This window comes from Streptomyces sp. NPDC050528 (assembly GCF_044457795.1).
Lineage (GTDB): Bacteria > Actinomycetota > Actinomycetes > Streptomycetales > Streptomycetaceae > Streptomyces.
Genome location: NZ_JBITHH010000016.1, coordinates 140,973 through 157,755 on the forward strand (window position 1 = coordinate 140,973; position 16,783 = coordinate 157,755).

The window sequence follows — 16,783 nt, forward strand, 5'->3', positions numbered from 1 at the left end:
TCGTACCTCAACCATTCTTGAGGTCAAGGGCCGCCGGCCTCGGCTTCGCCGGCGGTGCCCGGTCACCCGTTCACACGCGCGGCTTGCGCCCTTCGGGTTCTTCTCCGGGACGGGTTTCGCCGTAGCCCGTCGTACCGCCATGACCTGCTGAAACAGCGGCGAGAAGGCGTGTCGGAGGCTCTTTCTGACACCCATTCACCGCAATTCTGACGCTCGCTCAGGAAGCGGGCTCGGCCCGGTGCCACTTACCTCGGAAGGGCAGCCAACCACAGCTCGGAGGAGCACCGATGCGACGTACCGCCCGTCTGCTGACCGGCACCGCGCTCGCCGTGGCCGCCGCGGGTCTCGCGACCGCGCCGGCCTACGGCGGCGAGAGGGGCAGTCTGGAGGTGTTCCCGTCGAACGCCGTGCCGGGCGGCGACGTCACGGTGAACACGGCGGCGTGCGGCGACGACGGTACGGCCGCCGGTGATGCCAGCGCGGTGGGCGCCGGCACGTTCACGCTGGCGCCGAGCGCGCACGAGGGCGACGCCATCGGGCAGTTCAAGGTGCCGCCGAGTGCGCAGCCGGGGACGTACGAGATCGTCGCGAAGTGCACGGACGGGCGGCAGGTCAGCGGCGATCTGATGGTGACGCTGGCCTCGATGCGGCAGCAGGTGCAGCCGCGCGGAAGTGTGAAGACGGGGGTCGGCGGCGCCTTGGGCCCCGACCCCGTGCAGACCGCGGCCGGCGTGGCGGCTCTCGCCGTCGCCGCCGCGGGCGGTACCTGGCTCCTGCATCGCCGGGCGAGAGGCGACAGGTTCTGACGGACACCCTCCGCTGTCCGTCCGCCGGTACCGCACGTCCCCTCCCCCTCCGGGTCCGACGCCCCTCGTGGCCCGGAGGGGGCGCGGGGCCAGTTACTGGAGAGGGGTGCTGCGTTATGCGTCTCGGCAATACCGCGATAGGGGCCGTCACCGTGGTCGCCCTGTGCACCGGCGCGTGGCTGTTGAGCAGCGGTTCCGATACGAACGCCCCGCCGCAGCCGTCCGCCGCCGAGGGGCGGCCCGATCCGGTCGCCGGGCGCACCGCGGCGCGTCCGCTGCCGCCGTCGCCACCGGACCGCATCCGGATCCCGGCCATCCGTGTGAACGCCCCGCTGATGGGCCTCAAACTGACCGGCACCGGCAGCCTGGACGTGCCCCCGGCCGCGAAGAAGAACCTCGCCGGCTGGTACGAGGCCGGCACCACCCCCGGTGAGACCGGCACGGCGGTCGTCGCGGGCCACGTCGACAACGCCGACGGGCCTGCCGTCTTCTACGACCTCGGCGCCCTGAAGAAGGGCAACACGATCGAGTTGGACCGGTTGGACGGGAGCGTCGCGCTGTTCACGGTGGACGCGGTCGAGGTGTATCAGGCGAGCCGGTTTCCGGATCAGAAGGTGTACGGGGCCGCGCGGCGGCCGGAGTTGAGGGTGATCACGTGTGGGGGCGGGTATTCGCGGGCGACGGGGTATCAGGGGAATGTTGTGGTGTTCGCGCACCTGAGTGGGAGTCGGTAGAACCAACTGGCCTTCGGCTACTGACTGTTGGCCAACTGCGCCTGGGGCGTGGGACGTTGAGCATTGACCGTCGGGGTGTTCTCATGCCAGCCACTGCTGGTACGCCAGGTTCGCCACCAGCCCGAACACCACCGTCAGCAGAACTACCCGCACGAAACCGCTGCCCTGCTTCAGTGCCGTGTGGGCGCCCAGCATGCCGCCCGCGAGGTTGAACACCGCCATCAATCCCGCGAGTTGCCACAGGACCGTGCCCTGCCAGGCGAACATCGCGAGGGCGCCCGCGTTGGTGCAGCAGTTGACGATCTTCGCGGTGGCCGAGGCGGTGACCAGGTCGAGGTGGAGTACGGCGGTGAGCGCGAGGACGAGGAACGTACCGGTGCCGGGGCCGACCAGTCCGTCGTAGAAGCCGATGCCCAGGCCCGCGAGGCCGATCGCGGCGAGGATCTGGCGGCGGGTCGCCGGGCCGGGGCTCGGGGCCGTGCCGAAGGCCGGGCGGAGGATGACGAAGGTGGCTACCGCGAGCAGGACGACCATGATCACCGGCTTGAGTACGTCGGTGCTCATGCCGGCCGCGAAGAAGGCACCGGCTGAGCTGCCGGCGAGCGCCGCGAGGCCGATGCGTACGGCGAGGCCGATGTTCACGGGTGCCTTGCGGGCGTACGTCACCGCTGCCCCGGACGTGCCGACGATCGCTACGGCCTTGTTGGTGCCGAGTGCGGTGGCGGCCGGGGTGCCTGCGGGAAGGCCGAGCAGCAGTACCGGGAGCAGGAGGAGTCCGCCGCCGCCCACCACGGCGTCGATCCAGCCGGCCGCGAGGGCGGTGAGGCAGAGGACGGCGACCATGGTCAGGGGTATGTCGGGCATGATCATGACCCTAGGGACGGGGTGCGTGTGCCGTCCATGCATTTGAGGGGGTGGTGAGCTTCGGCGGGCTTCGGCAGGATCCGGGGGGCTTCAGCGGCCGGTTTCGAGGTAGCGGAGTACTGCCAGTACGCGGCGGTTTCCCGTGTCCGAAGGCGGCAGGTCGAGCTTCGTGAAGATGTTGGCCACGTGCTTCTCCACGGCTCGTTCCGAGACCGTGAACGCCGTGGCGATGGCGTGGTTCGTGCGGCCTTCCGCCATCAGCGCGAGGACCTCGCGTTCGCGCGGGGTGAGGGTGTCGAGGGCGGTGGATCGGCGTGCGGCGCCGAAGAGTTGGGCGACCACCTCGGGGTCGAGCGCGGTGCCGCCGGACGCGACGCGTTCCAGTGCGCCGACGAACTCCCCGATGTCTACGACCCGTTCCTTGAGGAGATACCCGAACCCGGCCGGGTTGCCGAGGAGTTGGGCCGCGTGGGTTGTCTCGACGTACTGCGAGAAGAGCAGGACGCCTGTCGCCGGGTGCCGGTCGCGTAGTTGTACGGCGGCCCGTACGCCTTCGTCTGTCTGGGTGGGCGGGAGGCGGATGTCCACGACGGCTACGTCGGGGGTGTGTTCCGCGACGGCGGTCAGCAGGGACTCCGCGTCGCCCACCGCTGCGGCGACTTCTACGTCCCGTAGCTGGAGCAACTGGACCAGGCCGTCGCGCAGGAGGGCCGAGTCCTCGGCGATGACGACACGCATGCCGCTCCGTTCGGGTCCGCTCAGGTGGGTCACGTGTGGGGTTACGTGTGGGGTCACGTGTGGGGCAGTTCGACCGTGACCACCGTAGGGCCTCCGGGCGGGCTGTCGCAGGTCAGTGTGCCGTCGACCGTGCGGACCCGAGCGAGGAGGCCGGTCAGGCCGGAGCCCGCGCCGATCAGCGCGCCGCCCTGTCCGTCGTCGGTGACGCGCAGGCGGAGGACGCCGTCGCGGGCGGTGACGTCGATGGCGGCGGCGGTGGCGCGGGCGTGTTTCGTGGCGTTGGCGAGGAGTTCGGCGGCGCAGAAGTAGGCGATGGTCTCGACGGCCGGGGTGGGCCGGGTGCCGATGTCGGTGGTGAGGGTGACGGGGAGGGCGCTGTCGGCGGCGAGGGTGGTGAGGGCGGCGTGCAGACCCTCGTCGAGTACGGGCGGGTGGATGCCCTTGACCAGGTGGCGCAGGTCGGTGATGGCCTGGGTGGCGTTGCCCTGTGCCGTGTCCACGGCGGTGAGAACGCGGTCGGGTTCGGCGCCTGCGGTGACCAGTTCACGGATCAGGGTGAGGTGCATGGCGAGGGCGACGAGGCGGGCCTGGGTTCCGTCGTGCAGGTCGCGTTCGATACGGCGGAGGGTCTGCGCGGCGTCGTCGACGGCTCGGGCGCGGGTCTCCTCCAGGGTGCGGATGCGGCGGGTCGCGGCGTCGGGGCCGAGCAGCACGGTCAACAGGGCGCGCTGTGGGCCGAGGGCGTAACGGAGGAGAAGGGGTGCGACGGCCAGCAACAGCAAACCGGCTGTGAACGGAATCAACCAGCGCGGCCAGGAGTCGAGCTGGTAACCGAAGAACTCCAGTGACACGTGGCGATCCGTGGACACGGGGTGTGTGGTGCCGTCGGTGCTGTGAACCGTGTTGTAGTTCCAGCGCTTGAGCAGCGGGTGGAGTGTGAACAGGACGCCGTAGACGTATCCGATGACGACGGCGACGTACGCGAAAACGGCTGTGAACGGAGTCAACAGGGCGCAGCCGACGGCTCGCCAGCCGGTTCGGTCGAGGAGGATGCCTCGGCGCCAGCTGAGGATCGCGGTGGGGCCGACGCCGGTGCCGCCGGCTTCCCCAGCCGACCCGCCCGGCTGCTCGATCTCCAGGCCGAGCAGCCGTCGGGCGAGCCCCCGTTGCAGCGCGCCCAGCGCCAACGCGCCGCGCACGGTCGCCGCCAGCAGCCACAGGCCGAGCGTGGTCACCGACAGCGCCCCGCCGAACGCCAGCCCGACGAGCGTGACGAGGAAGCCGACGAGGGCGAGCGGGAGGGCGATCACGCCGTAGAGGACGGCGGCCAGGGCGCGGCGGCCGAAGGTGGCGATGGCGCGGGCGCGGAGGCTGGACCGGAGGCGGGAGCGGAGGCTCGGCATGGGATCAACCTAGGAGAGGAGCGACCTGGCGACACGGACCTGCACGGCGGTCAGGCCGCGCACCACCCACGGCATCAGCAGCAGGAAGCCGATGCCGCCGACCACCGCGTGGAAGACCCAGGCTCCGGCGAAGGTCGGACCGCCCCACGCGCCGGAGTAGTCGTCGCCGGCGCGGAGCGGCCAGCCGAGGTTGAGGGGGACGATCGCCCAGCCGTAGAGCGTGATGAACGCGGTGATCAGGTTGAGGGGCGTGGCGAGGAGGGCGTGGGGCAGGCCGCCGGCGCGGGGCCTGCCGGTCGGGGCGATGCTGTCGGCGCCGAGGAAGCGGTGGACGAGGCCCCGCTGCCAGCGGGCCGTGGGGGCGCCGAGGAGGGTGAGCGGGATGCAGGCGAGGCCCAGCGGGAGGGCGAGGAGTGCGTAGGCGGTGCGGCGCCAGGTGGTGGCGGTGAACGGTGCGCGGACGAGGTTCCAGGCGTGGACGGAGGTCGGGTCCGGGGCGGTGGTCATGGTGCATCCCCCTGCACATGAAACGGCGCAGCCCGTGTGAACTGCTGTGAACCGATGTCTCCAGCTTTCCGCCGCCGCCCGCTGTACACGATGGTGCCTGCACGGGACCCGGGGGTTCGGTTAACCGAACCGGCGCGCACCGGCCCGGCCTCACACCCCTCCCCCGGCGTGCACCCGGAACCCTCACACCCCCTGCGCGCTCCCGCTGAGGGCAGCGTTCCTCGCGGGAAACAGGTGGGATGCGGTCGGGAAACACCGGCGTCGCAGGCTCCTGGGCATGACCTCGAATCCGCGTGTGGTGCCCACCATCGTGCTCGTCGGCCACGGCATGGTCGGTCAGCGCTTCCTCGAAGCGCTCGCCGAGCGCGGCCTGACCGCAACGCACCGCGTGGTCGTGCTGTGCGAGGAACCCCGCCCGGCCTACGACCGCGTCCAGCTCACCTCGTACTTCTCGGGCCGCACGCCCGAGGAACTCTCCCTCACGGACGCGGAGTTCATCAGCGACCACGGGATCGAGCTGTACGTCGGCGATCCCGCGGAGACGATCGACCGGGCCGCGAAGACAGTAACCGCTCGCTCCGGACTGACAGTTGAGTACAACACGCTCGTTCTCGCCACCGGCTCGTATCCGTTCGTGCCGCCCGTTCCGGGCAAGGACTCCGACGGCTGTTTCGTCTACCGCACGATCGAGGACCTGCTCGCGATCGAGGCGTACGCCGCATCGCGGGCCACGACGGGTGCCGTGGTCGGTGGTGGGCTGCTCGGGCTGGAAGCCGCCGGTGCGCTCAAGGGGCTCGGACTCACCACGCACATCGTGGAGTTCGCGCCGCGGCTGATGCCGGTGCAGGTCGACGAGGGCGGTGGAGCCGCACTTCTGCGCACCATCGAAGGCATGGGTCTGACCGTCCACACCGGCGTGGGCACCCAGGAGATCCTCGCCGGCGCGGACGGTTCCGTCACCGGCATGAAGCTGTCGGACGGTTCCGAACTCCCCACGGACATGGTGGTGTTCAGTGCCGGTGTCCGCCCCCGCGACCAACTCGCCCGCGCCTGCGGCCTGTCGGTCGGCGAGCGCGGCGGCATCACGGTCGACGAGCAGTGCCGTACGGTCGACGACCCGCACGTGTTCGCGATCGGCGAGTGCGCGCTGGCTGCGGACGGCCGGGTGTACGGGTTGGTGGCACCCGGTTACGAGCAGGCGGAGACCGCCGCCGCGACCATCGCTCAGGACGAATCCGCCTTCACCGGCGCCGACTTGTCGACCAAGCTGAAGCTGCTCGGCGTGGACGTGGCGTCCTTCGGCGACGCGCACGGCGCCACCGCGGACTGCCTCGACGTCGTCTACTCCGACGCGCGGGCGGGGACGTACAAGAAGCTGGTCATCGGCCGGGGCGGCGAGCTGCTGGGCGGGATCCTGGTCGGCGACGCGGACGCGTACGGCACGCTGCGCGCGTTCACCGGGTCCGTACCGCCGGTCTCCCCCGAGCAGTTGGTGCTGCCGGCCGGTTCCGGGGAGGCCGTCCAGCTCGGGCCGTCCGCGCTGCCCGACGCGGCTGTCATCTGCTCGTGCCACAACGTCAGCAAGGGCGCGATCCGCGGTGCGGTCACTGAGCACTCCTGCGCGAACGTGCCCGAGGTGAAGAAGTGCACCAAGGCCGGTACGGGCTGCGGGAGTTGCGTCAAGGTGCTGAGCCAGCTCGTCACCGCCGAGCTGGAGGCGAACGGCGTCGAGGTCGACAAGGGCCTGTGCGGCTGCTTCGCGCAGACCCGCGAGGAGCTGTACGAGATCGCCCTCGCGCTGCGCGTCAACTCCTACCAGGACATGCTGGATCGCTACGGCCGTGAGGGCGCCCGGGGTGGCGACGGCTGCGAGATCTGCAAGCCGACGGTGGCGTCGATCATCGCGTCCCTCGCCCCGACGATCGGCGCGAGCGGATATGTCCTCGACGGCGAACAGGCGGCCCTCCAGGACAGCAACGACCACTTCCTCGCCAACTTGCAGAAGAACGGCTCCTATTCGGTCGTACCGCGCATCCCCGGCGGCGAGATCACCCCCGAGAAACTCATCGTGATCGGCGAGGTGGCCCGCGACTTCGGCCTCTACACGAAGATCACCGGCGGCCAGCGCATCGACCTGTTCGGCGCGCGGGTGGAACAACTCCCGCTGATCTGGGCCCGGTTGGTGGACGCCGGTTTCGAGTCGGGCCACGCGTACGGAAAGGCACTGCGCACCGTCAAGTCCTGTGTGGGGCAGACCTGGTGCCGCTACGGCGTCCAGGACTCGGTCCGGATGGCGATCGACCTGGAGCTGCGCTACCGGGGTCTGCGCTCCCCGCACAAGCTCAAGTCGGCGGTCTCCGGCTGCGCCCGCGAGTGCGCCGAGGCCCAGTCGAAGGACTTCGGGATCATCGCCACCGCCACCGGCTGGAACCTGTACGTCGGCGGCAACGGCGGCGCGACTCCGCGTCACGCGGACCTCCTCGCGAAGGACCTGTCCGATGCCGAACTGGTGCGCCTGATCGACCGGTTCCTCATGTTCTACATCCGTACGGCCGACCGGCTGGAGCGTACGAGCGTGTGGCTGGAGCGGATTCCGGGCGGCCTTGACCACGTACGGGATGTGGTCGTGGCGGACTCGCTCGGTATCTGCGGGGAGTTGGAGTCGCTGATGGCCGCGCATGTCGCCGGGTACCGCGACGAGTGGGCCACGACCATCAACGACCCCGAGAAACTGGCCCGGTTCGTGTCCTTCGTGAACGCGCCCGACACCCCGGACCCCGTCATCGGCTTCGTCCCCGAGCGCGAACAGATCAAGCCCGACCTGCCGTTGCTGACCATCGGCATGCGGCCCCAGCAGCCCGCAGACGTCCTGGAAGGAAGCGCCCAGCGATGACCCTGGCCCCCGAGACGACCGACCTGAAGGTCCAACTCCGGCTGGCGGAGGGCTGGTTCACGGTCTGCGACCTCAACCTCCTGACCCCCGGCCGCGGGGTGGCGGCCCTGCTGCCCGACGGCAACCAGGTCGCCCTGTTCCGCGACCGCTCCGGCACCCTCTACGGCATCGACAACCGCGACCCGTTCAGCGGCGCGGCGGTCCTCTCCCGCGGGCTCACCGGCACCCACCAGGGCCGCCCGTTCGTCGCGTCGCCGCTGCTCAAGCAGCGGTTCGACCTGATCTCCGGGGAGTGCCTGGACGACGCGTCGGTGCGGGTGGCGACGTACGAGGTGCGGGCGGGGTGACACACCGGACGTACGCCGCCGTTCCTCACCGGATCCGGTGTGTGCGCAGCGCGGTCGTCAGCGCGGCGGTGCTCAACACGGCCGTGGCCAACAGGTAGTAGCCCGGTGCCACCGGCGAACCGGTGGCCTCGATCAGGGCCGCGGCGATCGTCGGGGTGAAGCCGCCGAAGAGCGCGACCGTCGTGTTGTAGCTGAAGGACAGGCCCGTCGCGCGGGCCCGGGCCGGGAAGACGTCGGCCATCACCGACGGCAGCGTGCCGAAGTACACCGCCTTGAGCAGCGCGAGGACGGTGGTGCACAGCGCGAAGGTGAGGAAGGACGGCGAGGCGTTGAGCCACAGGAAGAGCGGCACGACGCTCACGCCGATCAGCACCGCGGTCGGGATCATGAACCGCAGCCTGCCGTGCCGGTCCCCCAGCAGCCCCACGAGCGGGGTGACGAAGGTCAGGACGGCCCCGGCGATGAACAGCGCGGTGAACGACAGCGAGGCGTCCAGGCCCAGTTGACCGATGCCGTACGTCGGCAGGTACTGGAGCATGAAGTTCAGCGCCGTCGAGACGATCAGCGCACCGCCGGCGATCAGCAGCCCGCCCCAGTGGTCGCGGAAGACCGACACGATCGGGGAGGGTTTCGGCGCGGCCGATTCCAACTCGCCTGCCAGCGCGGGGGATTCGTCCATGTAGCGCCGTACGAAGTAACCCACCGGTCCGATCAGCAGGCCGAAGGCGAACGGCACGCGCCAGCCCCACGACGTCATCTGCGCGTCGGACAGCACGGCCGTGAGAACCGCCGCGAAGCCCGCCGCCATGAGGGTCGACAGACCCTGACTGGCGAACTGGAAGCTGCCGAGGAAACTCTTGCGCCGCTCGTCCTGCTCGACCAGGAACGACGTCGCCGCCCCGAACTCGCCCCCGGCGGCGAACCCTTGGATCAGTCGCGCGACCACGATCCCCAGGGTCGACGCGATCCCGAGGGTCGAGTATCCGGGCATCACCGCGAGCAGCAGCGTGCCGAGCACCATGAGCCGGATCGACAACACCAGTGCCTTCTTACGGCCGTTGCGGTCCGCGTACGCACCGAGCAGCAGCCCGCCGAGCGGCCGGATCAGATACGTCACGCCGAACACGGCGTAGGCCTGCACCAGTTGGACACCGGGGTTGCCGCCCGGGAAGAACGTGCGGCCGATGTACGACGCCATCAACGCGTACAGGGCGAGGTCGAAGAATTCGAGCGCGTTGCCGATGCTCGCCACCGCGATGGCACGGCCTGCGGTGGGGCGGCTCGGCGCCCGGGTGTCGTCGGGGTGGGTGGACTGGATGGGCTGGGGGGACGGAGCGGTCATCGGGGGTCCTTCCGGCGGGTGTTGGGGAGGGGTGTGCCGGACGGGGCGCGGGTGCCGAGACTCGGGGGCTATCGGTCGACGACTATCGGTGCTGTACGGGGAGCGGCCGGTCCGCCGGTGGTCGGCCCAGCGCGTGGAACAGGCCCGCCGCCAGGACGAGGCCCTCGCGGGCGATCGGCGCCAACAGGTGTTCGTCGGGGGCGTGTTGGAGGCAGCCGGGGTAGGAGTGGGGCAGCCAGAGGGTCGGCAGGCCGAGGACGTCGGTGAAGACGGCGTTGGGCAGGGAGCCGCCGATGTTGGGCAGGACGGCGATCGGGCCGCCGGTGACCTCTTCGAGCGTGGTCCTGGTCCAGCGCACCCACGGGTCGTCGAACGGGGTACGGCTCGCCGCGAAGCTGCCGAGCACGCGGACATCGACCATCGGATACCCGTGCTCGGCCAGGTGCCGGGCGACGGCCTCGGCGGCCTTGTCGGCGTCCGTGCCTACGACGTACCGGAGTTGGAGCACCGCGCGGGCGCTGCCCGGGATCGCGTTGACCGGCCGGTCGGCGTCGGCCGCGCCGAGGGCGAGGACTTCGAGGGTGTTCCAGGCGTAGAGCCGTTCGGCGGCGGACAGTTCGGGCTCGCCCCAGCCCTCGTCCGGTACCGGGTCGCCGGGCGAGGCGGCGACGGTGACACCGGCGAGTGCCTCGCGGACCTCCTGCGGGATCGGGGGCGGCAGCAACTCCGGTACGCGGATACGGCCGTGGCCATCGACCAGGGTCGCGACGGCACCGGCCAAGGTGGTCGCGGGGTTGCGCAGCAGGCCGCCCCAGTTGCCGGAGTGGTAGGCGTCCGGCCGTAGATCGGCGGTGAGTTGGAGCCCGAGGCCGCCGCGCGCGCCGAGGAACAGCGTCGGGGTCGTGGCGTCCAGGCGGGGCCCGTCCGAGGCAACGAGCACGTCCGCCTTCAGCAACTCCCGGTGTGCGGCGGCGAATTCGGCGAGTCCCGGTGAGCCGATCTCCTCGCCGGACTCCAGCAGGAAGGTCAGGTTGAAGCCCAACGAGCCCTGTTCGGCGAGGAGTAGACGCAGGGCGGCCAGATTGACCAGGTGCTGGCCCTTGTTGTCGGCGGCACCGCGTCCGTACCAGCGGTCGCCCTCGGCGGTCAGTGTCCACGGGTCGCGGCCCTCGCTCCACCGGCCGGCCTGGCCCTCGACGACGTCCGCGTGGCCGTAGACGAGCACGGTCGGCAGCTCGGGGGACTCGACGCGGGTACCGATCAGGAAGGGGCCGGCCGTCAGATCGGGGTTGTCGTAGCGCGCGACCTCGCAGCCGAGGACGGTCAGGGCGGGGGTCAGGAACTCGTCGAGGTATGCCTCAATGGCAAGGCGGCCCTCCGGTCGGGAACTCTCCGTGGCGTATCCGACCATGGTGGCCAGCTCGGTGAAGAAGGCACCCGAGTCGACGAACTCCTCGGCTTTACGGGCCAGTTTCTCAGGGATCACGGGAAGATTTCTCCAGGAAGACGGCGGTCGGCCAGGTGGTGCGCTCTCGTCGTTCCAGCAGAGTAGGGCGGAATCGGGCGGGCGACCATTGCCGTTTGTGACGTGAAGCGTTCTAATTTCGGCAACGCAGTACATGACCATCAAGGGACCCCATGCAGCTTCTGCCGGTGAATCTCGCCTACTTCCTGGAGGTCGCCCGCACCGGATCGGTGACCGAGGCGGCCCACGCCCTGAACGTCGCGCCGTCGGCGATCAGCAGGCAGATCGCCAAGCTGGAGTCCGGCATCGGGGTCCCGCTGTTCGCCCGGCATCCGCGCGGGATGACGCTGACCGAGGCCGGCTCGCGGTTGCTGGCCCACGCCCGCCGCACCGAGACCGAATCGACCACGCTGGTCGAGGAGTTGAGGACCGGGCGGGGTGCGGAGGCGCGCAGTGTCGCCGTCGCCTGCTCGGAGGGGTTCGCGCGGCGACTGGTGCCGCGCGCGATCGCCGGCTTCCGGCGCGAACACCCCGACGTGGCCTTCCGCGTGGACGTCGTCGCCCGCCAGGAGGCGACCCGCCGCGTGGTCGAGGGGCTCGCCGACGTCGCGGTCACCTACACGATGGGCCCGCAGCACGATGTCCGCGTCGAGTGCGCGGTCGTGGTCCCGGTGGCGGCGATCGTCCCGCTCGGTCACGAACTCGCCGGCCGCGATCGCATCGGCCTCGCGGACCTGTGCGCGTATCCGCTCGCGCTGGCCTCGCCGGGTACGAGTCAGCGTGAACTCTTCGACATCGGCGCGCAGTTGGAGGGGATCACGGTTCGTCCGGCGCTGGTCTGCGACAGTCTCGCTCCGCAGTACGAGTTCGTGCGGGCGGGCGGGGGTCTCGCCCTGGTCGGAGATCTCGGCGACACAGAGCAGAGCGCCGCGACCGAGGGCGTGACGTACGTCCACGTCGACCACCCGGTGTTCCGGCAGCGCGAGGCGCAGGTGCAGACGGCGACGGGGCGGCGGCCGTCCTGGTCGGCGACACAGTTCACCGAGCTGCTGGTGGCGTCGCTGCGGCGGGACCGGACCGCCTGACACGAGGCCCGCCCGCATGACCTGCGCGGTCCGCACGACCAACTCGGCCCGAGCGACCTGCACATGAGCCTCACAGCGGAACATCACGGCCGTAACACACTTCCCTGACAATCTGATCCGGCCGCGTGGGAGCGCTTCCCATCTCAAGTCGGCCGGAGAGAAGGGCAGTTCAGTACGTGAAGCTCGACATGTTCAGCGAGATCCAGGACCCCCGGCCATGGGCGACCGAGGACCACGAACACCGGCGGATCACGGAGGCGGTCGAACAGGCCGTGCTCGCCGACGAGTTCGGGTACGACTGCTGGTGGCAGGTGGAGCACCACGGCGCCGAGGAGTTCAGCCTCAGCTCGGCGCCGGAGCTGCTGCTCGCGGCGCTGTCGCAGCGTACGTCCCGGATACGGCTCGGCCACGCGGCGGTGTTGGCGCCGACGGAGATCAACCACCCGCGCCGGGTCGCCGAACGGGCAGCCTGGCTGGACCAGTTGAGCGGCGGCCGGGTGGAGCTGGGCCTGACCCGTTCCACGGCGCCGGAGTGGCGGATGTTCGGCGTGGACCCGGCGGGCGCGCGGGCGCAGACTCAGCGGGCGTTCGAGGAGATACCCCGGCTGTGGACGGGCGCCGGGGACCGGCCGGTCGTCCCCTCCCCTCTCCAGCAGCCACACCCGCCGCTGTGGCAGGCGGCGTCCAGTCCGGCGTCGTTCGAGGAGGCGGGCCGGCGCGGGGTGGGCGTCCTGGGCACGACCCTCTGGGAGCCGTTGACGCGGGTGGCGCGGCTGGTCGAGCTGTACCGGGAGGCCGTGGCCAACTGTGAACAGCCGACCGGTGCCTTCGTCAACGACCAGATCGCGTTCTTCACGTTCGTGCACTGCGCGGAGACCGACGAGGAGGCGCTGCGGTCGGGCGCGGCCGCGGCGGCGGCCTGGTACACGGCCCGGGCGCTCACCTTCTTCGAGGCGGCGGACGCGTTCGTCGAGACGATGACGATCCAGCAGGGCATCCTCGCCGACCCGGCCGGCGGCGGTCTGACCGGCGCGTTCCTGCGCGAGGAGGTCGATACGGCCCCCAACGCGGCCCAACTCGCCATCGGCCGCATCCTCCAGGGCGAGACGGTCCCCGAGGACGAGCTGTTCGAGGCGCTGATGGCGCAGGACTCCCTGATCGTCGGCAGCCCCGACACGTGCCGCAAGAAACTGCGGGCGTACGCGGACGCGGGGATCGACCGGCTGATGTGCTTCCAGCAGGTGGGGGCGATTCCGCACGAGCGGGTGATGGACAGCATCCGGCGGGTGGGCGAGCTGATCCCGGAGTTCGCGTGACCGGGCGGGCCTCCGTGCGTCCGGGCGAGCATTGTTGACTGATCGTTCTCGATAAACCTAGGCTGTCGGGCATGGCCAGGACCAAGGAGTTCGATCCCGAGGCCGCGCTGCGGGCAGCCCTGGAGCTGTTCTGGCGGCGCGGCTACGAGGCGACGTCGATGTCCGACCTCGTCGAGCACCTCGGCATCGGGCGGGCCAGCATCTACGCGACCTTCGGCAACAAGCACGAGCTGTACATGAAGGCGCTGGAGAGCTACGACCGGGCCGGACTCACGCCGATGGTGCGGGAGTTGTCCCAGCCGGGCCCAGCGCTGCCGCCCGTGCGAGCGATCGTACGGCGGTACGCGGCCGAGGCGGCGGACGAGCAACTCCGTTCGCTGGGCTGCCTGGTGACCAACACGGCTGCCGAACTCGCCCCGCACGACGTGGCCGCGACCCGGCTGGTCGAGCGCAACTGGGACCAGTTGGAGGCGGTGTTGCGCTCGGCGTTGGTGCGGGCGCAGGCGCAGGGCGAGTTGTCCGCCGACCGGGATCCGCTCGCCCTCGCGCGCATGCTGCTGGTGCTGATGCAGGGGTTGCGGGTGGTCGGCCGGGCGTCCGGGGACCCGGCGCGGGTGCGGGACGCGGCGGAGCAGGCGTTGACGTTGCTCGACTGAAGCCCGCTCCATCCCGGGCGCCTTCTCGCACTCACCGGGGCGCCTTTTCGCACCCTCATACTGAACCGATCGGTCAAAAAAAGGGGAGATCGTGACCAACACCCGCTTCAACGGCAGGACCGCGCTCGTCACCGGGGCGGGCTCGGGCATCGGAAGGGCGATCGCCCTCGCGTTCGCGGCGGAGGGAGCCAACGTCGTCGTAGCAGGGCGGCGACGCGAACCGCTGGACGAGACCGTCGCGCTGATCGAAGCAGGGGCCGGGGCTCAGACCGGGGGCGGTAAGGCCCTCGCGGTAACTGCCGACGTATCGAGGGCAGTTGACGCCCACGCCCTGGTCCAGGCAGCCGTGGACCGATACGGCTCGCTCGACGTGGCCGTCAACAACGCGGGGATCTTCCGGGGCGGGCAGCCCCTCGCCGACCTCACCGAGGTGGACTGGCGCACGCAGCTCGACATCAACGTCACCGGAGTCTTCCTCGCCCTCCAGGCCGAGATCCGGCAGATGCGCACCCAACCCTCCGGCGGCGCGATCGTCAACGTGGCATCGACCTTCGGCGTGCACACGAGCAGCCCCGGCGCCGCCGCCTACTCCGCGTCCAAGGCCGCCGTAGCCGTACTGAGCAAGGGTGCCGCCGTGGACCACATCCGCGAGGGCGTCCGGATCAACGTGGTCAGCCCCGGCGCCACGGACACCCCGATGTCCCTGCGCACCGGCGAGACGGAGGCCGACCGCGCCGAACGGGTACGGGCCACACTCCCCCTGGGCCGTATCTCCGCCACGTCCGAAGTGGCCGCCGCCGTCCTCTACTTGGCCTCGGACGACGCGGCGTCGGTGGTGGGCACGGACCTGGTGGTGGACAGCGGCGCGACGGCATGAAGACCAGGGCGTGAGTCCCGGCAACTCAACCACTCACGGCTTGAGTTGGTCGTAGACAACTCCCGTGAGTTCCTCCGAGGCGGCCCAAAGGCGTTGCCCCATCGCGTCGTTGAGGGTCCAGGGTGCCCGCCAGGACGGCGAGGGCGCCCCGCGCCACATCGCGATACGGGGGCCGAAGAACGCATCAGGGCGTACGTCGGGGGCGGTGGCCGCGTAGAGGGAGGGCAGCGCGCCGGCCTCCGCGGACTGGGCGAAGACCCGGTTGCCGATCTCCATGAACCGCTCGGCACCCTTGCGCCCCTCCGCCTGCGGCCCGGCGGTCTGGAGGTTGGTGGCGGCGTACCCGGGGTGGGCAGCGGCCGCGACCACCCCCGAACCGGCCGCCGCGAGCCGCCGTGCCAGCTCGTGCGTGAAGAGCAGGTTGGCGGTCTTGGAACGGGAGTACGCGGTCCAACGGCTGTACCGGCGCTCGCTGTTGAGGTCGTCCATGTCGATGTTGGCGAGCGCGTGCATGAAGCTGGAGAGCGTGACGATCCGCGCGTCGGGCGCATCGAGCAGCGCCGGCAGCAGCAGCCCGGTGAGCGCGAAGTGCCCCAGGTGGTTGACCCCGAACTGCGTCTCGAACCCGTCCACGGTCGTGCCGTACGGCATCGCCATGACCCCGGCGTTGTTGACGAGCAGATCGAGGCGGTCATAGGGGAAGGTGTCCGCGAACTCCCGCACGGAGGCCAGATCCCCGAGATCCAGCCGCCCGAACTGCGCCTCGGCGCCCGGCACTTCGGCCACGATCCGGTCGGCGGCCTCACTCCCCCGCACCTCGCTCCGACAGGCGAGCACGACCCGGGCGCCCTTGCGGGCGAGCTCACGCGCGGTGACGTAACCGAGCCCGCTGTTGGCCCCGGTGACAACCGCGACCCGGCCGCGCTGGTCGGGGATGCCGTGTTCGTTCCAGCCGGACATGAGCGGACTCCCTCGGTAAGCGTGGACAAGCCGTGGACAAGCGACGGCGAGCGATGGGGATCTCAGCGTACGAGAGCGGCCCCGCCCCCGCTCCGCTCACACCGAGCGACATATCCATCACGAGATGGTCACTCTTCCCTCACCGCCCTCACCGGGGCAATACGGTCCATGTCTCACCAGACACAGGGGGACGAGATGACCCACCCGTACGCCACACCACCGATGCCCCAACCCCAGCCCCAGCCCCCGTTCCAGCCGGTCCGCCCCGCACCCCGCTGGGCCCGCAAGCGCTACGTACTCCCCGCCCTCGCCCTGGCCTTCTTCATCGGCATCGGCGCGGGCGGCTCCGGCCAGGCCAAGAAGACGGCCACAACGACCGACGCGAAGCCGGCAGCGGCCAGCCCCCAACCGACGATGACCGTCACGGCGACGACGACCGAGACGGCCACCCCGGCACCCGCGCCCACGGTCACCACGACCAAGACCGTCAAGGTCACCAAGACGGTCACCGCGGAGGCGGCCGCAGGCAACGGCTCGGGGTCCGGCTCCGGTTCGGGTTCCGACGACTCCAACTCCGGCGGCGGCAGCACCTATTACGCGAACTGCACGGCAGCCCGCGCGGCCGGCGTCACGCCTCTGCGTGTGGGCGACCCGGGGTACGACTCCCACCTGGACCGGGATGGGGACGGGGTCGCTTGCGAGTGACGGTGGCCGAGCTCGGGTGGCGGCTGGCGCCTGGTGCTGCCGCCGGGCGTCGGCGGCGCCACCCGGCGACAACGCCGTTGCCCCA

The 16,783-nt window shown here is 70.8% G+C and carries 16 protein-coding genes; 9 read left to right on the forward strand and 7 right to left on the reverse strand.

The window, feature by feature from the left end:
• Positions 1-287: 287 nt before the first annotated feature.
• Together ACIBK4_RS42285 and ACIBK4_RS42290 are read left to right on the forward strand one after the other, a co-directional pair.
• A complete protein-coding gene (locus ACIBK4_RS42285) occupies positions 288-806 on the forward strand; it encodes a hypothetical protein (RefSeq protein WP_399004050.1) in 519 nt (172 codons plus the stop codon).
• Positions 807-922: 116 nt separating this feature from the next.
• Positions 923-1,540: a class F sortase gene (locus ACIBK4_RS42290; RefSeq protein ID WP_399004052.1), complete on the forward strand. Its 618-nt coding sequence runs from the start codon at positions 923-925 to the stop codon at positions 1,538-1,540.
• A gap of 81 nt (positions 1,541-1,621) precedes the next feature.
• Here the strand turns inward: ACIBK4_RS42290 and ACIBK4_RS42295 are convergent, their stop codons facing one another.
• The 4 genes from ACIBK4_RS42295 to ACIBK4_RS42310 all read right to left on the reverse strand — a co-directional run bounded on the left by ACIBK4_RS42295 (position 1,622) and on the right by ACIBK4_RS42310 (position 5,052).
• Positions 1,622-2,404, reverse strand: a complete 783-nt coding sequence (locus ACIBK4_RS42295; protein WP_399004054.1) for a sulfite exporter TauE/SafE family protein — start codon at positions 2,402-2,404, stop codon at positions 1,622-1,624.
• 90 nt (positions 2,405-2,494) lie between these two features.
• A complete protein-coding gene (locus ACIBK4_RS42300) occupies positions 2,495-3,142 on the reverse strand; it encodes a LuxR C-terminal-related transcriptional regulator (RefSeq protein WP_399004056.1) in 648 nt (215 codons plus the stop codon).
• 53 nt (positions 3,143-3,195) lie between these two features.
• Positions 3,196-4,545, reverse strand: coding sequence for a sensor histidine kinase (locus tag ACIBK4_RS42305; RefSeq protein ID WP_399004058.1), 1,350 nt, complete (start codon positions 4,543-4,545; stop codon positions 3,196-3,198).
• 9 nt (positions 4,546-4,554) lie between these two features.
• A complete protein-coding gene (locus ACIBK4_RS42310) occupies positions 4,555-5,052 on the reverse strand; it encodes a hypothetical protein (protein ID WP_399004060.1) in 498 nt (165 codons plus the stop codon).
• A gap of 277 nt (positions 5,053-5,329) precedes the next feature.
• Between ACIBK4_RS42310 and nirB the strand changes: the two genes are divergently transcribed.
• Positions 5,330-7,945, forward strand: coding sequence for a nitrite reductase large subunit NirB (gene nirB, locus ACIBK4_RS42315; protein WP_399004062.1), 2,616 nt, complete (start codon positions 5,330-5,332; stop codon positions 7,943-7,945).
• Positions 7,942-8,292: a nitrite reductase small subunit NirD gene (nirD, locus tag ACIBK4_RS42320; RefSeq protein ID WP_399004064.1), complete on the forward strand. Its 351-nt coding sequence runs from the start codon at positions 7,942-7,944 to the stop codon at positions 8,290-8,292. The genes nirB and nirD overlap by 4 nt, the downstream gene beginning before the upstream one ends.
• 25 nt (positions 8,293-8,317) lie before the next feature.
• On the opposite strand, the gene ACIBK4_RS42325 is transcribed toward nirD, so the two are convergent.
• Together ACIBK4_RS42325 and ACIBK4_RS42330 are read right to left on the reverse strand one after the other, a co-directional pair.
• On the reverse strand, positions 8,318-9,634 hold the full coding sequence (locus ACIBK4_RS42325) for an MFS transporter (RefSeq protein ID WP_399004066.1): 1,317 nt from the start codon (positions 9,632-9,634) through the stop codon (positions 8,318-8,320).
• A gap of 82 nt (positions 9,635-9,716) precedes the next feature.
• Complete coding sequence (locus ACIBK4_RS42330; RefSeq protein ID WP_399004068.1) at positions 9,717-11,120, reverse strand: M20 family metallopeptidase; 1,404 nt, start codon at positions 11,118-11,120, stop codon at positions 9,717-9,719.
• Between the two features lie 152 nt (positions 11,121-11,272).
• Here ACIBK4_RS42330 and ACIBK4_RS42335 point away from each other — a divergent pair, with 152 nt between their 5' ends.
• The 4 genes from ACIBK4_RS42335 to ACIBK4_RS42350 all read left to right on the forward strand — a co-directional run bounded on the left by ACIBK4_RS42335 (position 11,273) and on the right by ACIBK4_RS42350 (position 15,033).
• Complete coding sequence (locus ACIBK4_RS42335) at positions 11,273-12,184, forward strand: LysR family transcriptional regulator (RefSeq protein ID WP_399004070.1); 912 nt, start codon at positions 11,273-11,275, stop codon at positions 12,182-12,184.
• 176 nt (positions 12,185-12,360) lie between these two features.
• Positions 12,361-13,500 (forward strand): LLM class flavin-dependent oxidoreductase, encoded by a 1,140-nt coding sequence (locus tag ACIBK4_RS42340; RefSeq protein ID WP_399004073.1) that lies wholly within the window; start codon positions 12,361-12,363, stop codon positions 13,498-13,500.
• A 71-nt stretch (positions 13,501-13,571) separates the two neighbouring features.
• Positions 13,572-14,156: a TetR/AcrR family transcriptional regulator gene (locus tag ACIBK4_RS42345; RefSeq protein WP_399004075.1), complete on the forward strand. Its 585-nt coding sequence runs from the start codon at positions 13,572-13,574 to the stop codon at positions 14,154-14,156.
• A gap of 91 nt (positions 14,157-14,247) precedes the next feature.
• Complete coding sequence (locus ACIBK4_RS42350) at positions 14,248-15,033, forward strand: SDR family NAD(P)-dependent oxidoreductase (RefSeq protein WP_399004077.1); 786 nt, start codon at positions 14,248-14,250, stop codon at positions 15,031-15,033.
• Between the two features lie 33 nt (positions 15,034-15,066).
• Here ACIBK4_RS42350 and ACIBK4_RS42355 read toward each other — a convergent pair whose 3' ends face one another.
• Positions 15,067-15,993: an oxidoreductase gene (locus tag ACIBK4_RS42355; protein ID WP_399004079.1), complete on the reverse strand. Its 927-nt coding sequence runs from the start codon at positions 15,991-15,993 to the stop codon at positions 15,067-15,069.
• Positions 15,994-16,188: 195 nt separating this feature from the next.
• Here ACIBK4_RS42355 and ACIBK4_RS42360 point away from each other — a divergent pair, with 195 nt between their 5' ends.
• Entirely contained in the window at positions 16,189-16,698 is a 510-nt protein-coding gene (locus ACIBK4_RS42360; protein ID WP_399004246.1) for an excalibur calcium-binding domain-containing protein, read from the forward strand.
• Positions 16,699-16,783: the final 85 nt, after the last annotated feature.

Bases quoted from the DNA above. Each gene is read 5' to 3' on its own strand.
- ACIBK4_RS42325 (WP_399004066.1), bottom strand. From the start codon at position 9,634: ATGACCGCTCCGTCCCCCCAGCCCATCCAGTCCACCCACCCCGACGAC.
- nirD (WP_399004064.1), top strand. From the start codon at position 7,942: ATGACCCTGGCCCCCGAGACGACCGACCTGAAGGTCCAACTCCGGCTG.
- ACIBK4_RS42285 (WP_399004050.1), top strand. From the start codon at position 288: ATGCGACGTACCGCCCGTCTGCTGACCGGCACCGCGCTCGCCGTGGCC.
- ACIBK4_RS42345 (WP_399004075.1), top strand. From the start codon at position 13,572: ATGGCCAGGACCAAGGAGTTCGATCCCGAGGCCGCGCTGCGGGCAGCC.
- ACIBK4_RS42300 (WP_399004056.1), bottom strand. From the start codon at position 3,142: ATGCGTGTCGTCATCGCCGAGGACTCGGCCCTCCTGCGCGACGGCCTG.
- ACIBK4_RS42355 (WP_399004079.1), bottom strand. From the start codon at position 15,993: ATGTCCGGCTGGAACGAACACGGCATCCCCGACCAGCGCGGCCGGGTC.
- ACIBK4_RS42295 (WP_399004054.1), bottom strand. From the start codon at position 2,404: ATGCCCGACATACCCCTGACCATGGTCGCCGTCCTCTGCCTCACCGCC.
- nirB (WP_399004062.1), top strand. From the start codon at position 5,330: ATGACCTCGAATCCGCGTGTGGTGCCCACCATCGTGCTCGTCGGCCAC.
- ACIBK4_RS42335 (WP_399004070.1), top strand. From the start codon at position 11,273: ATGCAGCTTCTGCCGGTGAATCTCGCCTACTTCCTGGAGGTCGCCCGC.
- ACIBK4_RS42305 (WP_399004058.1), bottom strand. From the start codon at position 4,545: ATGCCGAGCCTCCGCTCCCGCCTCCGGTCCAGCCTCCGCGCCCGCGCC.
- ACIBK4_RS42360 (WP_399004246.1), top strand. From the start codon at position 16,189: ATGACCCACCCGTACGCCACACCACCGATGCCCCAACCCCAGCCCCAG.
- ACIBK4_RS42290 (WP_399004052.1), top strand. From the start codon at position 923: ATGCGTCTCGGCAATACCGCGATAGGGGCCGTCACCGTGGTCGCCCTG.
- ACIBK4_RS42310 (WP_399004060.1), bottom strand. From the start codon at position 5,052: ATGACCACCGCCCCGGACCCGACCTCCGTCCACGCCTGGAACCTCGTC.